This is a genomic window from Pseudoduganella albidiflava (assembly GCF_004322755.1).
Classification (GTDB): Bacteria; Pseudomonadota; Gammaproteobacteria; order Burkholderiales; family Burkholderiaceae_D; genus Rugamonas; species Rugamonas albidiflava.
The window spans coordinates 3280934-3298560 of the sequence record NZ_CP036401.1; the positions used below are offsets into that span (position 1 = coordinate 3280934).

General features: G+C 64.8%; 17 protein-coding genes. 7 read left to right on the forward strand and 10 right to left on the reverse strand.

Going from position 1 to position 17627, the window contains the following annotated elements:
* Positions 1–91: 91 nt before the first annotated feature.
* Both rnhA and EYF70_RS13600 read right to left on the reverse strand, forming a co-directional pair.
* Complete coding sequence (rnhA, locus tag EYF70_RS13595; protein ID WP_131145887.1) at positions 92–532, reverse strand: ribonuclease HI; 441 nt, start codon at positions 530–532, stop codon at positions 92–94.
* On the reverse strand, positions 525–1295 hold the full coding sequence (locus EYF70_RS13600) for a class I SAM-dependent methyltransferase (protein WP_131145888.1): 771 nt from the start codon (positions 1293–1295) through the stop codon (positions 525–527). Before EYF70_RS13600 ends, rnhA begins: the two co-directional genes overlap by 8 nt.
* Positions 1296–1387: 92 nt before the next feature.
* Between EYF70_RS13600 and gloB the strand changes: the two genes are divergently transcribed.
* Positions 1388–2287: a hydroxyacylglutathione hydrolase gene (gene gloB, locus EYF70_RS13605; RefSeq protein WP_131145889.1), complete on the forward strand. Its 900-nt coding sequence runs from the start codon at positions 1388–1390 to the stop codon at positions 2285–2287.
* Between the two features lie 11 nt (positions 2288–2298).
* On the forward strand, positions 2299–2946 hold the full coding sequence (locus tag EYF70_RS13610) for a 2-hydroxychromene-2-carboxylate isomerase (protein ID WP_165497663.1): 648 nt from the start codon (positions 2299–2301) through the stop codon (positions 2944–2946).
* A gap of 222 nt (positions 2947–3168) precedes the next feature.
* Here EYF70_RS13610 and aceB read toward each other — a convergent pair whose 3' ends face one another.
* Positions 3169–4758, reverse strand: a complete 1590-nt coding sequence (gene aceB / locus EYF70_RS13615; protein WP_131145891.1) for a malate synthase A — start codon at positions 4756–4758, stop codon at positions 3169–3171.
* 116 nt (positions 4759–4874) lie between these two features.
* On the opposite strand from aceB, the gene EYF70_RS13620 reads away from it, so the two are divergent.
* Positions 4875–5783, forward strand: a complete 909-nt coding sequence (locus tag EYF70_RS13620; protein WP_131145892.1) for a LysR family transcriptional regulator — start codon at positions 4875–4877, stop codon at positions 5781–5783.
* Positions 5784–6113: 330 nt separating this feature from the next.
* On the opposite strand, the gene EYF70_RS13625 is transcribed toward EYF70_RS13620, so the two are convergent.
* Positions 6114–6317, reverse strand: a complete 204-nt coding sequence (locus EYF70_RS13625) for a cold-shock protein (protein ID WP_131145893.1) — start codon at positions 6315–6317, stop codon at positions 6114–6116.
* 285 nt (positions 6318–6602) lie between these two features.
* Here EYF70_RS13625 and EYF70_RS13630 point away from each other — a divergent pair, with 285 nt between their 5' ends.
* Positions 6603–6926, forward strand: coding sequence for a hypothetical protein (locus tag EYF70_RS13630; protein ID WP_131145894.1), 324 nt, complete (start codon positions 6603–6605; stop codon positions 6924–6926).
* Positions 6927–6928: 2 nt separating this feature from the next.
* Here the strand turns inward: EYF70_RS13630 and EYF70_RS13635 are convergent, their stop codons facing one another.
* From EYF70_RS13635 to EYF70_RS13645, 3 genes are all read right to left on the reverse strand, one after another.
* Entirely contained in the window at positions 6929–7282 is a 354-nt protein-coding gene (locus EYF70_RS13635) for an Hpt domain-containing protein (RefSeq protein WP_131145895.1), read from the reverse strand.
* Positions 7283–7299: 17 nt separating this feature from the next.
* The gene (gene upp / locus EYF70_RS13640; RefSeq protein WP_131145896.1) at positions 7300–7950 is read right to left on the reverse strand and encodes a uracil phosphoribosyltransferase; all 651 of its coding nucleotides are present in this window, start codon (positions 7948–7950) and stop codon (positions 7300–7302) included.
* Between the two features lie 92 nt (positions 7951–8042).
* On the reverse strand, positions 8043–8198 hold the full coding sequence (locus tag EYF70_RS13645; RefSeq protein ID WP_307722143.1) for a hypothetical protein: 156 nt from the start codon (positions 8196–8198) through the stop codon (positions 8043–8045).
* Positions 8199–8510: 312 nt separating this feature from the next.
* Here EYF70_RS13645 and EYF70_RS13650 point away from each other — a divergent pair, with 312 nt between their 5' ends.
* Positions 8511–10241: a putative bifunctional diguanylate cyclase/phosphodiesterase gene (locus tag EYF70_RS13650; RefSeq protein ID WP_131145897.1), complete on the forward strand. Its 1731-nt coding sequence runs from the start codon at positions 8511–8513 to the stop codon at positions 10239–10241.
* Positions 10238–11764, forward strand: a complete 1527-nt coding sequence (locus EYF70_RS13655; protein WP_229420852.1) for an HDOD domain-containing protein — start codon at positions 10238–10240, stop codon at positions 11762–11764. Before EYF70_RS13650 ends, EYF70_RS13655 begins: the two co-directional genes overlap by 4 nt.
* Before the next feature lie 69 nt (positions 11765–11833).
* On the opposite strand, the gene aroC is transcribed toward EYF70_RS13655, so the two are convergent.
* Entirely contained in the window at positions 11834–12937 is a 1104-nt protein-coding gene (aroC, locus tag EYF70_RS13660) for a chorismate synthase (RefSeq protein WP_131145898.1), read from the reverse strand.
* Between the two features lie 221 nt (positions 12938–13158).
* Between aroC and EYF70_RS13665 the strand changes: the two genes are divergently transcribed.
* Entirely contained in the window at positions 13159–15393 is a 2235-nt protein-coding gene (locus tag EYF70_RS13665) for an EAL domain-containing response regulator (RefSeq protein ID WP_131145899.1), read from the forward strand.
* 241 nt (positions 15394–15634) lie between these two features.
* Here the strand turns inward: EYF70_RS13665 and EYF70_RS13670 are convergent, their stop codons facing one another.
* Positions 15635–16090, reverse strand: a complete 456-nt coding sequence (locus EYF70_RS13670) for a CBS domain-containing protein (RefSeq protein ID WP_131145900.1) — start codon at positions 16088–16090, stop codon at positions 15635–15637.
* A 130-nt stretch (positions 16091–16220) separates the two neighbouring features.
* Positions 16221–17621 (reverse strand): YihY family inner membrane protein, encoded by a 1401-nt coding sequence (locus tag EYF70_RS13675; RefSeq protein ID WP_229420853.1) that lies wholly within the window; start codon positions 17619–17621, stop codon positions 16221–16223.
* Positions 17622–17627 lie beyond the last annotated feature (6 nt).

Genomic DNA, 17627 nt, shown 5'->3' on the forward strand with positions numbered 1-17627 from the left:
TGCCCCATCGGCTCTTTCCCTCGCCTCGGCTTTTCCCCTCGGCCCATTCCCAGCCTCAGGCGCCTTTCAACGCCTTGGGCTCTTTCCTCATCTACCTTGCGCGCACCGCGTCCACGCCGCGGTTGGCCAGCATGTCGGCCCGTTCATTGCCCGGATGGCCGTTGTGGCCGCGCACCCAGCGCCAGTCGACCTTGTGGACGGATTGTGCGATATCGAGCGCCTGCCACAGGTCCGCGTTTTTCACCGGTTCCTTCGTCGAGGTCTTCCAGCCGCGCGCCTTCCAGCCATGGATCCACTCGCTGATGCCCTTCTGCACATACTGGCTGTCCGTATGCAGCACGACTTCGCAGGGCCGCTTCAATGCGTTCAGCGATTCGATGACGGCTTGCAGCTCCATCCGGTTGTTGGTGGTATTCAGCGCACCGCCGAACAGTTCCTTTTGCGCTTCGCCCGCCACCATCAGCGCGCCCCAGCCGCCGGTGCCGGGATTACCCTTGCACGCGCCGTCCGTAAAAATCTCGACTTTATCCATGATCCTTGTGTTTGTTCGTTGCAGGTACCGCCACGGGCGACTTCGCCTTCTTCTTGCTCCACGCCGGCCCGATCAGCCGCATGCCCTTGACCCGCTTGATCGCCTGGACAAGATACACGGCGCCGAAGTACGGCCACCAGCGCTCGCCGGCGCGGTCCATGAATGCATACCTGGCCAGCCAGTGTTCCGTGCGGCAGGCAGGAGCATAGCAGCCGAAGTGGCTGTGGCTGACGCCCATGTTGAGCAATTTTAACCAGTCTTTCATGCGCGGCATGGAAATCTGCTCGCCGCGCGGCAGGTAGCGGGTGCCCGTCACCCTGCCCCGCATCTGCCGCAATCCCCACAGGCTGGCCGGGTTGAAGCCGCAAATGATCAGCTGGCCCTCCGGGATCAGCACGCGTTCCACTTCGCGCAACACCTGGTGTGGCTCGGCCGCGAATTCCAGCACGTGCGGCATGACGACGAGGTCCAGGCTCTGCGACGGGAATGGCAGCTCGATCGGATCCAGCGTCAGCGAGACCGGCCGGCCGCCGGTGTCGACGGTGCGGCCGGGCAGCGTGTCGGCGAGCCATTTGTGCGGCATGCGGCTGGCCGCCAGCGCATCGATCTGCGGCATGCCGATCTGCAGCGCGTTATAGCCGAAGATATCGGCTGTCAGCACATCCAGGCGGTTCTGCTCCCAGGCGCGCACATAGCGGCCGGCCGGCGTTTGAAGCCAGCTGTCCAGCGCTATAATGGATTTTTCGGATGCTGCGCTATCCATGCGTTCCCTTGGTAGTACCCCAGTGAGGATGACCCCGTGTTCCCTGTGATGCCGTGTTCCATGATGCCGTGTTCCATGACGCCGTCTTGCCGATGACTTCGATCGACCGCATTTCCGCCGCGATTTCCGCACCGGCCTCAGTGTCAGCTTCAGTGTCAGCTTCGGTGCCGGCTTCAGCAGTTCCCGCGGGAGCTGCGCTGCAAGTGTTGCCCGTGCCGGCCTTCAACGACAATTACCTGTGGCTGGTCCATGACGGCAGCCGCGCGGCGGTCGTCGATCCCGGCGATGCCGAACCCATCCTGGCTGCGCTGCGCGATCGCGGGCTGACGCTTACCGCCATTCTACTCACCCACCACCATCGTGACCATATCGGTGGCGTGCCGGCGTTATTGCAGCGGTTCGACGTGCCCGTGTTCGGTCCGCGGAACGACGGCATCGCCGCCGTCACGCAGCCGCTGGGCGAAGGCGACAGGATCACGGTGCCGGGTATCGGCCTGGGACTGGCCGTGCTGGATGTGCCGGGGCACACCCATGGCCATATCGCGTATTACGCCGGCGCCGCGGATGGCGCGCCCGGCATGGGACCGCACTGGCTGTTCTGTGGCGACACGCTGTTCGCGGGCGGATGCGGCCGCCTGTTCGAGGGAACGCCGGCGCAGATGGCGGCGTCGCTGGACAAGCTGGCGGCGCTGCCGCCGGATACCGAGGTTTTTTGCGCGCACGAGTACACCTTGTCGAACTTGCGGTTCGCATTGGAGATCGAACCCGGTAACGAAGCACTGCGGGCGCGCATGGAAGCGGAGACGAAGAAGCGGCAACATGGTGTACCCACCGTGCCGAGCACGATTGCCGTCGAGCGCGCAACGAATCCCTTCCTGCGCTACCGCGACGAACGGATCGCACAGCGCCTCGCCGCGGCGGGAAAGGTGGCGGCCAATGCCGCCCCGCTCGCCGTTTTCGCGGCGCTGCGCGAATGGAAGAACCATTTTTGACAGGAACAGATATGGAAAAAGTCCGTTTCTACTACGACCCGATCAGCCCTTATGCATGGCTGGCCACGAAACAGATCGCCCGCATCGAAGCGGCGGGCGTGCACCTCGAGATGGAGCCCGTGCTGCTCGCGGGCTTGCTGAAGGCGCATGGCACGAAAGGCCCGGCCGAAGTGCCGGCCAAGCGGGAATTCCTGTTTCGTGACGTGATGCGCATCGCCGATTCGCACGGCTTGCCGTTCCGCGGACCGCCGGGCCATCCCTTCAATCCCTTGCTGGCATTGCGCATGTGCCTGGCGATCACCTCGCTGACGAGCCGGCGCCGCTTCACGTTCATGCTGTCCCAGGCATGCTGGGAGCGCGGCCTGGATCTTTCCAGCCCTGCCGTGCTGAAGGCGCTGGCCGCGGAGTGCGACCTGAACGGCGAAGCGCTGCAGGCGGCCGCGAGCGAGCCCGCGATCAAGCAGGCACTGATCGATGCGACGGAGCGCGCCGCGGCGGCCGGCGTATTCGGCGTGCCCACGTTCAGCTACATGGGCGAGCTGTTCTGGGGAGGCGACCGCATCGACCTGCTGTTGCGGCGCATTGCCGGGCACCGGATCGACGAGGCGCGGCTGAAGGAATTCCTGGCCCGCCCCGCGCTGGCGGAGCGCAAGGCCTAGGCACGAAAGAGGCCTCTCCCTGTGGCAGGAAAAGAGGCTTCTGATACGAATTGAAGCCTTTGATGCGAATGGAAGCCTCTGATGCGAATTGAAGCCTTTGATGCGAGACGGGCCTGTGATGCAAAAGGGCCCCTGATGCGAAAGGGGCCTCTGATGCGAATCAAAGGCCCCGATACCAGCGGATGCGGGCCTTGAACCGGCCCCGCCGTCAAATGTCTCCGGTCAGATTTCCTCGTACAGCGGCAGCGTGAGGAACTCCGCGAACGATTCGGAGGTCGACATCTGCTCGAAGATCTGCGCGGCACGATCGTAGTTCGGGCTGGTGCCGTCCGGTGCGGACTCCTTCACCTTCGGCAATTCCTCGGCGATCATCGAGCGCACGATATCGGCCGTGACCTTGCGGCCATCGTCGAGCACGCCCTTCGGCGAACGGATCCATTGCCACACCTGCGAACGGCTGATCTCGGCCGTGGCGGCATCTTCCATCAGGTTATGGATCGGCACGCAGCCATTGCCGCCCAGCCAGCTGCCCAGGTAGTGGATGCCCACGTTGATGTTGTAGCGCAGGCCCGCTTCGGTGATCGGCGCCTCCGGCTGGAAGTTCAGCAGGTCCGCCGCCGTCACCTCGACGTCCGGGCGCTGCTTGCCGATCTGGTTCGGCGCGTCGCCCAGCACCTTGGTGAATTCCGTCATGGCCAGGCCAACCAGGCCCGGGTGGGCGACCCAGCCGCCGTCGTAGCCATCGGTGGCATCCCGCGCCTTGTCGTTGCGCACACCGGCCATCGCCGTTTCGTTTTTCTCCGCATCGTTCTTGATCGGGATCAGGGCCGACATGCCGCCGATCGCCGGCGCATTGCGCTTGTGGCAGGTCTTCAGCAACAGCAGCGCGTAGGCGCGCATGAACGGCGCCGTCATCGTCACTTTCGGGCGGTCGGCCAGGCAGAAGTCCTTGTCGACCTTGAATTTCTTGATGCAGCTGAAGATGTAGTCCCAGCGGCCCGCGTTGAGGCCGGCGCTGTGCTCGCGCAGCTCATACAGGATCTCGTCCATCTCGAACGCGGCCAGGATCGTTTCGATCAGCACGGTGGCCTTGATCGTGCCTTGCGGCAGGCCCAGTTCGTCCTGCGTCATGACGAAGATGTCGTTCCACAGGCGCGCTTCCAGGTGCGATTCCATCTTCGGCAGGTAGAAATACGGGCCGGCGCCGCGCGCCAGCTGTTCGCGGGCGTTATGGAACATGAACAGCGCGAAATCGAACACGCCGCCGGAGACGCGCTTGCCGTCGACCAGCACATGCTTTTCATCGAGGTGCCAGCCGCGCGGCCGCACGACCAGGGTTGCCGTCTTTTCGTTAAGCTTGTAGGACTTGCCGTTCTGCTCGAGCGAGATCGTCTTGCGCACGGCATCGATCATGTTCAGCTGGCCGGTGAGCTGGTTGTCCCAGTTCGGCGTGTTCGAATCCTCGAAGTCCGTCATGTAGCTGTCGGCGCCGGAATTGAGCGCATTGATGACCATCTTGCGCTCGACCGGGCCGGTGATTTCCACGCGGCGGCACTGCAAGGCTTGCGGGATCGGCGCGATCGTCCAGTCACCGGCGCGGATGTGTGCCGTTTCAGCCAGGAAGTCGGGACGCTCGCCTGCATCGAGGCGTTTCGCACGCTCCACGCGGGCAGCCAGCAATTCCTGGCGGCGCGGCTCGAACGCACGCGACAGTTTTGCCACCAGCTCCAGCGCTTCCGGCGTCAGAACGCTTTCATAGCCGGGCTTGATCTCGCCCGTGATTTCCATTCCTGCCGGTAACGTGATGCTCATGTCGATCTCCTTTGTGCTCTGGTGAAATTGGATGCCTTGAAGTATATTGACTGCAAACTTATCTAAACAAGACAAATAATCACTTCATCTGTGCAAATTTGTCATAAATCGAGGTTATGGATCAGTTCAAGCAGATCTCCACGTTCGTGGAAGTGGTGGCGCGGGGCAGTCTGTCTGCCGCCGCGCGCGCCGAAGGTATCGCACCAGCCGTGATCGGCCGCCGCCTCGATGCACTGGAGCAGCGCCTCGGCGTGAAGCTGCTACAGCGTACCACGCGCAAGCTGGCGTTGACCGACGAAGGCGCCGCGTTCCTCGAAGATTGCCAGCGTATCCTGGCGGACCTGGAGAGTGCGGAAGCGGCCGCGGCGGAACGCAGTGCCCGGGCGACCGGCCACCTGCTCATTTCGGCACCGGCGGGTTTCGGCCGCCACCATGTAGCGCCGCTGATTCCGTCGTTCGTGGCCGAGCACCGCGACGTGACCGTCACACTGAACCTGAACGACCGCGTGGTCGACCTGATCGGCGAAGGCGTGGATGTCGCGATCCGCATCGCCACGCTGGAGGATTCCAACCTCGTCAGCCTGAAACTGGCGGACAACCGCCGGGTGGTCGTCGGCGCCCCTTCCTACCTGCAGCGCCATGGCGTGCCGAAAACGCTGGAAGACCTGTCGCGCCATAACTGCATGGCGATCAGCAGCGCCGGCAGCCAGCGCGGCTGGACGTTCCGCGACGGCAGCAAGAACGTCACGCTTCGCACGGCGGGCAACATGAGCTGCAATGACGGCGCCGTGCTGCACGACTGGGTGCTGGCGGGCAAAGGGCTGGGCTGGCGGTCGATGTGGGAAGTGGGGGTCGACATCGAAGCGGGGCGGCTGGTCACCGTCCTCGATGAATATGCGGCGCCCGGCAACGACAACATCTATGCGGTATTCGCCCAGCGGCGCCACCTGCCGCTGCGGATTCGCGCGTTTGTCGATTTCCTGCGGCGCACCTACGCGCAGCCGGGATATTGGGCCAAAGGCTAGCCCGCCAAAGGCCAGCGTTCACCGGTGCCCGGTCAAAGGCATGCGGCCAAGGCACTCGGCCAAAGGTACGCGGCCAAAAACCAGCGCTCAAACGTCGGCACTCGGCAGATCAGCGGGCTAAAGCCTGGGAAGCGGAAGAATTCGCCGTCCGATCGGCTGGCGAACGCAGACGGGAGAGCGCAACGCGGATGGCTGGCAATTGCAGGTGATCCGGCCGCGGCCCGGTCCTGGGAGCGTAAAGCAGCCCACTCTCCAGACATCGATTCAACAGCGACAGGCGAAAAAAATCCCCGGAAACCGAGGATTTTTTGTGTCGTTAGATCCAGCGTATTACAGAGGCTGAATGTTCGATGCTTGCTTGCCTTTCGGGCCAGCGGTTACATCGAAAGATACGCGCTGGTTCTCTTGCAGCGATTTGAAGCCATTGCTTTGGATCGCCGAGAAGTGAGCGAACAGATCTTCGCCGCCTTCGTCAGGGGTGATGAAGCCAAAACCCTTCGAATCATTGAACCATTTTACGATACCAGTTGCCATTACAATTCCTATTACAGTTAAATGAGCTTGCGCCCGTGATATCGTTTGAAGCAAGTATGCAATGGCAGACAAACTGCACTACCCTTGAATCTAAACGATCCCGCATTATACCGAATACAGCGCCAAAAGCACGTCGTGAGGCACGATTTTGCGAAAATATTCGCTATTGTCGAGTGAAAAGTGATGAGAATCACATGAACGAGAGGAAAAATCCTGGAAAAGCCCATGGAAAATGCTCTCTAACAATGATTCTTGCACTTTTGAAGCTCGGGAGACGACAAATCGATGGATGCAATTGATTTGGGAACCGGATCGGAACCAAAGCTGCCTTCCACTCCAGCCCAACTTCAAGCCAACTTCAAGCCAACTTCAAGCCAACTTCAAGCCAACTTCAAGCCAACTTCAAGCCAACTTCAAGCCAACTTCAAGCCAACTTCAAGCCAACTTCAAGCCAACTTCAAGCCAACTTCAAGCCAACTTCAAGCCAACTTCAAGCCAACTTCAAGCCAACTTCAAGCCACCCTCGAAATGCCCGCCTCGCAAGAGTGCCCTCGCGTCGTTCGGCATATGTGTAACTATAGACAATATCGGCAGTGGCTGTTTGATTAATATCAATCGTGCGCGGGAAAAGAGGGGGACTTGGGATCCCGGCTGACCCGGTCGAGATAGGTGTGGATTTGCGGGATGAGTGCGGCCCAGCCCGCTTCGCCGGCCAGCTGGCCGCGCACCGCCTGCTCCAGCCGCCGGGCTTCCTCGCCCAGCGCGGCAAAGCCGAATGAACCGGCCGAGCCCGCTACCGTGTGCAGTGCCTGGTGCAGCCGTTCCAGTTCCCGGGGGCCGGGCGCCGTGCCGGCGGCGGCCAGGGCATCGGCGATCTCGCCCATGCGTGCCGGAATGGTGGCGGCGAACATGTCGGACAGCGCCTGAAGGCGCTGCCGGTACTGGGGATCGAGCGGCGCGGCCACGTGTGTCGGTGCGCCGCTTACTTGGTGCCGAAAATGCGGTCGCCCGCATCGCCCAGGCCGGGCACGATGTAGGCGTGGTCGTTCAGGTGCGAGTCCAGCGACGCGCAGTAGATCTTCACGCCCGGGTGCGCCTTCTGCACCACCGTGATGCCTTCGGGCGCGGCCACCAGCGCCAGGAAAATGATCTGGTCGTCCGTCACGCCGCGGTTCTTCAGCACTTCGATGGCGTGGACGGCCGAATTGCCGGTGGCGACCATCGGATCGCACAGGATGAACGTGCGGTCGACCAGGTCGGGCAACCGCACCAGGTACTCGACCGGCTGGTGCGTTGCCGGATCGCGGAACACGCCGATATGCCCGACGCGGGCCGATGGCACCAGGTTCAGCAAGCCATCGCTCATGCCGATGCCGGCACGCAGGATCGGCACCACGGCCAGCTTCTTGCCGGCGATCACGGGGGCGTCGACCGTCATCAGCGGGGTTTCGATCTCGCGCGTCGTCAGCGGCAGGTCACGAGTGATTTCATAGCCCATCAGCAGCGTGATTTCCTTCAGCAGCTCGCGGAACGTGCGGGTCGACGTTGCCTTGTCGCGCATGTGGCTCAGCTTGTGCTGGATCAGCGGATGATCGGTAATGAAAAGGTTCGGGAAGCGCGGATCTTGTTTCATGTTGACTAAAGTGCAGACGGTTTGTGTCCCGCATTATCACAGCCCGCGATGCGCGCTGTCCATGCCGCGGCCGAAAAAACAGTTAGGGCAAGTCAGGCGATGGCCAGGGCGCGCTCCACGATCGCGGCGCGATCGGTGCCGGCGGGCAGCCGGCCATGCGCCCCGCCCGGCTCCCGCGCTAGCCGCGACGCCACGAAGGCGTCCGCCACGAATGCCAGCGCATGCCGCAGCAGCAGTCCGGCCTGCACGGCGAGCACGATCCGCTCGGCCAGCCCGCGCGCACAAAATTCATCCGAGCCGGCGATCGCGGGTCACACGTCAGTCGCACGACGAAGCTGCTGCACAGGTAGCCGCACCGCCATCCCCGCGAATCCCCTCTTTCAGTCCATGGAGCAACAGTTTTTCTCTCAAGCAGGGTAAATGTTGCTCTCTTTCATGTAATTCTTGCGGTAAAGTGATACATTCACGCAACGTGACCGCCCGTCTCGCCCGGATCGCGTACCAACAGGGTTCAATCGCCCGCCGCAGCACGAGATACCAGAAAAGACCGCAGCATCGCCATGCTTTCCAGTTCCACGACGCCACCGCCCGACTCCGCACGGCTTGCTTTCGACGCCATGCTCGAAGAAGCCGGCGATATCGTGTTCCGGCTCGATCCAGCGGGAAACGTGCTGTTCGCCAGCCGCCGCGCCATGACGGTGCTGGGCCCGCAACGCACCGTGGTGGGCCGCGCCCTGGCGGTGTTCGTGTCCGAACTGGATCGGGCCGCCCTGCAGGGCGCGCTGGCGGGGCTGGCGAACAGCGGCGTGGCGCGCCTTGAACTGCGCTTGCAGCCGGCCGACAGCGACGTCTGGTTCGACCTGCGCTTTTCCACCTTTGCCGGCGCGGATGGATCGGCGCAGCTGCTGGTGGTGGGCCGCGACCTGTCGGAACAGCAAGCCGCCGAGGAACGCCTGCGGCACATGGCGACGCACGACCTTCTCACCGGCTTGCCGAACCGCCTGCTGCTGTCGGACCGCATCCGCATGACGATTGCCCAGGCGCGCCGTTCGGGCCAGGGTTTCTCCGTCGCTGCCATCGGGCTGGACAGTTTTAAAAAGGTCAACGACGGGCTGGGCCACCCGGTCGGCGACGCGGTGCTCAAGATGGCCGCCGCACGGCTGAGCAAGACGCTGCGCGACAGCGATACGCTGGCGCGCGTGGGCGGCGACGAATTCGTGGCCGTGCTGCCCGGCACCTTCAACGAGCAGCAGATCCGCCTGGTCACAGGCCGCCTGCTGGCCACGCTGCAGGCGCCGTTCGAGATCGACGCGCACACCATCTATATCGGCGCATCGGTCGGCGTGGCGGTGTATCCGCAGCATGCCGAGGACGAGGTGCGGCTGGTCGCGCTGGCCGATGCCGCGCTGTCGCGCGCCAAGGAAACGGGCAAGGCGCGCTGCGTGGTGTACAGCCCGCGCCACTCGAGCCCGACCGAAGAAGACATCTCGCTCGAAGCGGCCATGTTCCAGGCCGTGCGCGAAGGCGAATTCGTGCTGCATTACCAGCCCATCGTCGATGCCGGCACGCGCGAGATCGAAGGCTTTGAAACGCTGATGCGCTGGAAGCACCCCACCCTCGGCATGGTGTCGCCGGCGCGCTTCATCCCCATTGCCGAGACCAACGGACTGATCAACCTGCTGGGGGCGTGGGCGCTGAAGGCGGCCTGCGTACAGCTCAGGCAATTCCAGGAAGCAGCGAAACGGCCGCTATACATCTCTGTTAATATCAGCCCCCGCCAATTTCGCAGTGACAAGTTTTTAGACGTGCTAGACGACGCCATTTCCTATTCCGGCCTGTCCGGCGACCAGCTCGTGCTCGAGATCACCGAGGGCACGCTGATGATCGACCCAAGCCACGCCGAAGCCATCCTCGGCAAGATGGCCGAACGCCGCGCCCGGATCGCGATCGACGATTTCGGTACCGGCTACTCGTCGCTGGCCTACCTGAAGCGCTTCCCGATCTCGGTGCTGAAGATCGACCGCGCCTTCATCCGCGACCTGCCCGGCTCGCAAAAGGATGGCGCGATCTGCAACGCCGTACTGGACCTGGCGCGCCACCTGTCGCTCTCCGTGGTCGCCGAAGGCGTGGAAACCGAAGAGCAGATGGCCTACATGCGCGAACGGGGCTGCCGCTACGTGCAGGGCTACCTGACCGGCAAGCCGATGGCCGCCAACGCGGCGCTCGCGGCGCTGACCGAACGGCACTTCGAGGAAATCCGGCGCGGTGACGTGGCGCGGGTGGTGCAATGACCGGCGGCACAACCAACAGCCACCTCGGCGAGCAGACCCTGGCCCTGCTGTGGGAACGCACGCGCCGCCAGGGCGACATGCCCGCATTCGCGAAGGCCATCGGTGCCGTGCTCGGCGCCATGCGCGGCGAGGAAGATGGCGAGTTTTCCATGACCGAAACGGTGCTGTCCGATCCCGTGCTCACCAACAAGGTGCTGCGCCTGGCCAACAGCAGCATGTATTCGGCATTCGGCCAGCACGTCAACACCGTCAGCAAGGCCGTGCTGGTGCTGGGCACGGAAGCCATCGGCCACCTGGCGCTGGGCCTGAAACTGGTCGAGGAACTGTCGTCCGGGGCCAGCGATTCCACGCAGGCCCATGTGGAAATGGAGAAGGCCGTGCTGGCCGGGCTGGTGGCGCGCGAGATCGCCGCCACCGTACGCAGCCCGCAGACGGAACTGGCCGTCGTCTGCTCGATGCTGCACACGCTGGGCCGCATGATGGTCACCTTCTACCTGCCCGAGCATTGGCAAAAGCTGCAGCAGCGCGGCGGTAGCGGCAACGAAGACGCGGCGGCGCGCGAACTGCTGGGCATCACGCTGGAGGAAATCGGCATGGCCGCCGCCCAGCGCTGGAACCTGCCGCGCAACCTGGTGACTGGCATGCGCAGCGTGGCAATACCGGGCGATGATGCGCCGGCCGATGATACGCCGGCCGATGACACGCCGGCCGCGTTGCCGGCGTCGGACTGGGTAGCCGGCATCGCCACGCTGTCGCGGCACTGCGCCGCCTCGCTGTGGAACGACGACGAAGCGGGCGCCGCCGAGGTGGCCCGCATCAGTGCCGTGTTTTCACCGCTGCTGGGGCTGGAGCTGGAGCAGGTGCGCGGCGCCATCGCCCAGGCCCGCGAAACCGCGGCCGAAGAGCTGGCGATCGCGCCGCTGTCGAAACCGCTCGAACGCCGCGCCCGCGCCATGGCCCAGACGCGCCAGCGCGCCGCCGGCAACCGCATCCTGCAAAGCGGCCTGGCCGACATGCGCGACATGGTCGACAGCGCCAGCCCCGGCCAGATGGTCTCGGCGGCGCTGGAAACCGTGTACAAGGGACTCGATTTCTCGCGTGCGGTGGCGTTCGTGCGCAATCGCCGCGAGAACCGCTATGCGGCGCGGATGTGCTTCGGCTCGCTGCCGAAGGAACAGCTGGCGGCGATGTCGTTCGAGGATGCGTATGAACCCAACGTGTTCCACGCGGCGCTGAACAGCGACCGCGTGATCTTCATCGAGAACGCGCGCGACCCGAAGTTCGCGGCCAAGCTGCCGCAATGGTGGAAGACCGGCCTGGCCGAAGCGCGCAGCTTCGTGATCCTGCCGCTGTCGGCGAATGGCCAGCCGACCGGCTTCCTGTATGGCGACTGGGATGAGACGTTCCCGGAGATCCAGCTGTCGCCCACCGAATTCGCCCTGCTGAACGATTTGCGGGGGCTGGTGGTGAAGGCCATCGAACGCCGCCACCAGCTCGAACTGGTGAGCAGCCGCGCCGCCTGAGGCGCCGCCGGCTTGGCGGAAGCGCCGGCGCCCTGCCGGCGGCCCGTCCTGACAATTGTTCCCTGCGGCTCAGCCCTGGCGGCCGATATCCGGCGTGGTCACGCGCACGTCGCCGCACTGCGCGCGGTGCATCAGCGCGTGGTCGATCAGCACCAGCGCCAGCATGGCTTCGGCGATCGGCGTGGCACGGATGCCCACGCACGGATCGTGGCGGCCGAACGTTTCCACCATCACCGGATTGCCGGCCTTGTCGATCGAGCGGCGCGGCGTGCGGATCGACGAGGTCGGCTTGATGGCGATCGATACCGTGATGTCCTGGCCCGTCGAAATGCCGCCCAGCACGCCGCCGGCGTGGTTGCCCACGAAGCCCTGCGGGGTCAGTTCGTCGCCATGCTCCGAGCCGCGCTGCGCGACCGACGCGAAGCCGGCGCCGATTTCCACGCCCTTCACGGCGTTGATGCCCATCATCGCATAGGCGATGTCGGCATCGAGCTTGTCGTAGATCGGCTGGCCCAGGCCCACCGGCACGTTGCGCGCCACCACGTCGATGCGCGCACCGATCGAATCGCCGGACTTGCGCAACTCATCCATGTAGCTTTCCATCCGCGCGATCAGCGCCGCGTCGGCCGTGGCCGCGAAAAACGGATTGGTGGGCACGTGCGCGAAATCCTGGAAAGGCACGTCGATCTCGCCCAGCGTGCGCATGCAGCCGGCGAACTCGGTACCGTACTGCTCCTTCAGCCATTTCTTGGCGATCGCCGCCGCGCCCACCACGGGAGCGGTCAGCCGCGCCGACGAGCGGCCGCCACCGCGCGGATCGCGCACGCCATACTTGTGCCAGTACGTGTAGTCGGCATGGCCGGGGCGGAAACTCTCGACGATGTTGCCGTAGTCCTTGCTGCGCTGGTCCTCGTTGCGGATCAGCAGTGCGATCGGGGTGCCGGTGGTGACGCCTTCATACACGCCGGACAGGATCTGCACCGCATCCGGTTCCTGCCGCTGCGTGACGTGGCGCGAGGTACCGGGCTTGCGGCGGTCCAGCTCGGGCTGGATATCGGCTTCGCTGAGCGCCAGGCCCGGCGGGCAGCCATCGATGACGCAACCGATCGCCGGTCCGTGTGATTCGCCAAAAGTCGTTACCGTGAACAGCTTGCCAAAGGAATTGCCGGACATGAGATCAATCTGAAAGAGCGGAAGGAACTGGCAATTTTACCGCTTTAGCATGCCGCGAGCCAGACATACGGGAAGCGCGGCCGTCGCGCCACAAATGTAACAATTTCTGCACAGCAATTACAGGCCGGCATTATAATCAGGAAGCTGCGTGTAGACGCTGCGCCGGGATCCCGCCCAATCCGCTATAAAGGGTCCGGTCGACACCCTCTGGAGAAGGATGCATGCCCCCAACGAGCACACCCATCGGCACTGGACAGGATGAACTGGTGTTCCTGGACGAGGCGCCCCGGCAACCGGCCGCGGCGCCGCGCAGCGCCTGGCGGGTGATGATCGTCGACGACGACGCGGATGTGCATTCCACCACCACCTTCGCGCTGGGCAACCTCGACATGGGCGGCCGCCCGCTCGAGTTCGTGCATGCCTACTCGGCCGCCGAGGCGCGCGAACTGCTGGCGCGCGAGCGCGACATCGCCGTCATCCTGCTCGACGTGGTGATGGAGCAGGAACACGCCGGCCTGCACCTGGTGCGCCACATCCGCGAAACGCTGAAGCTGGCCGACGTGCGGATCATCCTGCGTACCGGCCAGCCCGGCTACGCGCCGGAAATCGACGCGATCCGCGATTTCGACATCAACGACTACAAGACCAAGTCCGAGCTCACCCGCATCAAGCTGTACACGACGGTGACGGCGGCGATCCGTTCGTACGAGCAGATCCGCCGCCTGGACGACCACCGCCGCGGCCTGAACCGCATTGTCGAAGCCGGCAGCGCGCTGATGGCGCTGCACGGCATGCGCGACTTCGCCGCCGGGGCCCTGGTCCAGGCCGCCGCGCTGCTGGGCCAGCCCGCCAGCGGACTGCTGTGCGTGGGTGGCGAAGGCGGCACCGCCCAGGTCGTCGCCGCCTGCGGGGCCTGGCAGGCCACCGAGGGCCGCGTGCTGGGACCCGATACCGATCCGCCCATGCCGCCGGCACTGGCCCGCGCACTGGCCGGGCGGTGCAACGTGTTCGGCGACGACGCCGTCGCGCTGCACCTGGTCGGCAAGGCATGCCGCACCTTTGCCGCGCTGCTCGACGTGCCGTGCCTTCCGCCGGAACTGGACCGGAAGCTGCTCGACGTCTTCGCCGCCAATGTCGCCGTCGGCCTCGACAACGTCGAGCTGGTGTCGCACCTGCATGACGCGGCGTTCTACGACACCCTGTCGAAGCTGCCGAACCGCACGCGCGTGATCGAGATCCTCGATGCCACGCTGGCCAGTCCGGCCCGCGTGGCCGCCACGCTGTGCCTGGTCGACCTGGACCATTTCGCCGAGACCAACGATGCGCTGGGCCACGCCTTCGGCGACGGCCTGCTGGCCGCCGTGGCGGCGCGCCTGCGCGACAGCCTGGACCGCCAGCTTACCGTCGCGCGCATCGGCGGCGACATCTTCTGCGTGCTGGGCGATGCCGCGCAGGTGAACCCGGCCGCCATCCTCGCGCTGTTCCAGCAGCCGTTCGAGATCGAGGGCCAGACCGTGCAAGTCTCGGCCACGCTGGGCCTGGTACGGCTGGCCGAGCACGATGGCAGCGGCACCGATGCGCTGAAGGATGCCGATATCGCCCTCAAGCGCGCCAAGACGCAGCAGCGCGCCGGCCATTTCTATTTCACGCGCAACATGGGCGTCGAGATCCGCGAACGGGTGCGCATGATGCACGCGCTGCGCACCGCGTTCAGCAAGCACGAGCTGTTCCTGGCTTACCAGCCGCAGATCGACCTGGCCACGCGCCGGGCCGTGGGCGCCGAAGCGCTGCTGCGCTGGCGCGCCGCCGATGGACGCTTCGTGCCGCCCGACCGTTTCATCCCGATCGCCGAGTATTCCGGGCTGATCATCGACATCGGCGAATGGGTGCTGCGCACCGCCTGCGCCGAACTGGTCCGCCTGCGCGCGGCGGGCCACCACGAATTCACGATGTCGATCAACGTGTCGCAGGTGCAGTTCCGCCATCCGCAATTCCTGCAGGTGCTGCGCAATGCGCTGGCCGACACGGGCGCCCCGCCCCGCCATGTGGAACTGGAAATCACCGAATCCATGGCAATGGAAGAGCCGGACACGTTCATCGAGATGCTGGCGCAGGTCAAGGAAACCGGCGTGCACATCGCGATCGACGACTTCGGTACCGGCTTCTCGTCGCTGTCGCACCTGCAGCGCCTGCGGCTCGACCGGCTGAAGATCGACCGCGCGTTCGTGACCGAGATCAGCGGCGCCTCGCGCGGCAGCAGCATCGCCGAGATGGTGATCCAGCTGGGCCGCAACCTGGGCCTGTCGGTGGTGGCGGAAGGCGTCGAGGACGAACTGCAGGCGCGCGTGCTGCAACAGCTGGGCTGCCCGCTGGCCCAGGGCTTCCTGTTCGCCCGGCCGATGGCCGCCGGGGACCTGTACGGCTGGCTGGCCAGCCAGCCCGCGCAGAACGCCTAGCACCGGGAAAAATTCCCGAAAAATAGGGACAGACCCTGGTCGATCAAGTTGAGTCCACCCAAGTGCAAATTCCGGGGTCAGACCCGCCGGGTCTGACCCCAGTCCTTCGCTGTTGGGGTGAATGCATGTGCTTTCAATGTGTCGGGCAACGCTTAACTGAGCGGCCATAGGGACGTACTCAATTTGCAGGCAATAAAAAACGCTGCCGAGGCAGCGTTTTTTATGGGCGCGATCAAACGGCTCAGTTCGTCGTCTCGTCCTGCTCGGCCGGCCAGTCGCGGATGTAAGCCTTCAGCATGCGGTTCTCGAAGCTCTGCGCTTCCAGCACGGCGCGTGCCACGTCATAGAACGAGATCACGCCCAGCAAGGTCTTGGCATTCATCACCGGCAGGTAGCGCGCGTGCTTTTCCAGCATGATGCGGCGCACTTCGTTGACTTCGGTATCGGGCGTCACGGTGATCGGATGGTCGTCCATGTGCTTGCGCACGGTGCCGCCGCCCACCGACCCTTCGTTCGCGTGCAGCGCCTTGAGCACTTCGCGGAAGGTCAGCATGCCCACCAGGTCGCCATACTCCATCACGACGAGCGAGCCGATGTCCTTCTCGGCCATCGTGGTGGCAGCTTCCACCAGCGGCTGGTCCGGCGTGATCGTGTAGAGGATGTTACCCTTGACTTGAAGGATTTCTGAGACTTTCATGGTGGCCGTCCTGTCCGTGATGGGTGATTTTCATTCTATGCCTTCTGGCGCAATGTAGCGTATGCCCGTGAAAAAATCCAGCGTGGCACCGTAATAGTCGTCATTGCGGGCTATTCGTGGCAATCGGCGGTCATCCATGCCCATCCTGCACGAGCGGCACCGCGGCACGGTCCACGGCCGGGCCGAAATGGTCGGCCAGCGACAGGCCGAGGCCCGCTTCCACGGCATCCTCGACATGGCGTGCCAGCCGGGCCGCGTCGCGCCGGGCCGCCACGTCGCGCGGGTCGCTCGATTCCTGCGCCACGCCGGCATTGACGGGCATGCCGCCGAACACGAACAGCCGGTAGACCTCGGCCAGCGTCAGCACCTCGGGATTGGCCAGCAACACCCAATGATCACCCGTATCGTCGACACGCTTGCCGAACTGCACGCGCGGCGCCGGTTCCACGCGCACGCGGCCCACCCAGCCCTTGTCCTGCATCTGGTCCAGCAAGGTATCCAGCTCGTCGAAGCCCAGCCGCGTGCGGGCCCGGATCGCGCCCGACGAGACCAGCGCCGTATCGCCGTAGCGGCTGGCGCCGTGCAGCACCTTCAGCACGGCCAGCGCATCGACGAAGGCGCCGCCCGGCACCGGTTCGTACCACCAGCGCTCGTACTTGATCACCGGCAGCGCCGCCGTCAGCAGAGCGCCCAGCAGCGTGATCAGCCACGACAGGTACACCCACAGCAGGAACAGCGGCAGCGCCGCCAGCGCGCCATAGATCTTCGAATAGGTGGGAAATTCCGTGATGAACACGGCAAAGCCCCGCTTGGCCAGCTCGAAGGCCAGCCCGGCCAGCACGCCGCCGGCCAGCGCATCGCGCCAGTCCACCGCCTTGTTCGGCACCACCATGTACAGGAACGTGAAGCCGGCCGTCGCCAGCACCAGGGACAGTACCGAATACGCCAGCGCGCCGGCAACATTGCCGACCAGGCTGGAAGTGGCCGAGAACACATCCGTCGACAGCGAGATCGACACGCCCACCAGCAGCGGCCCCAGCGTGATCAGGGCCCAGTAGACCAGCAGCCGGCGCGTCCAGCGCCGCTCCGCCTTCACGCCCCAGATGCGGTTGAACACGCGCTCGATCATGCCCATCATCGCCGCCGACGTGGCCACCAGCGTCACCGCCCCGATGGCCGACAGCCCGGTGGCCTGCGCCGCGAACGTGGTGAGATAGGACAGGATGGTTTCCGAGATCGCCTTCGGCATCACGCTCTGGATGAAATACGCTTCCAGCGCCGTGCGGAACGCCATGAACATGGGGAAGGTGGTGAAGATGGCCAGCGCGATCGTCAGCACCGGCACCAGCGCGAACACGGTGGTGAAGGTGAGGCCGCCGGCCACCTGGGGCAGGCTTTCCTCGCGCAGCCGGCGCCGCGCGAACAGGCCCAGGTCGCGCACTTCGGCCCAGGACAGCGAGCGCAGCTCGGCCACCCCGTCGCCGCAGCGGTTGACGACGAAACGGTAGAGGGTGTTGATACGTTGCTTCAAATGGTT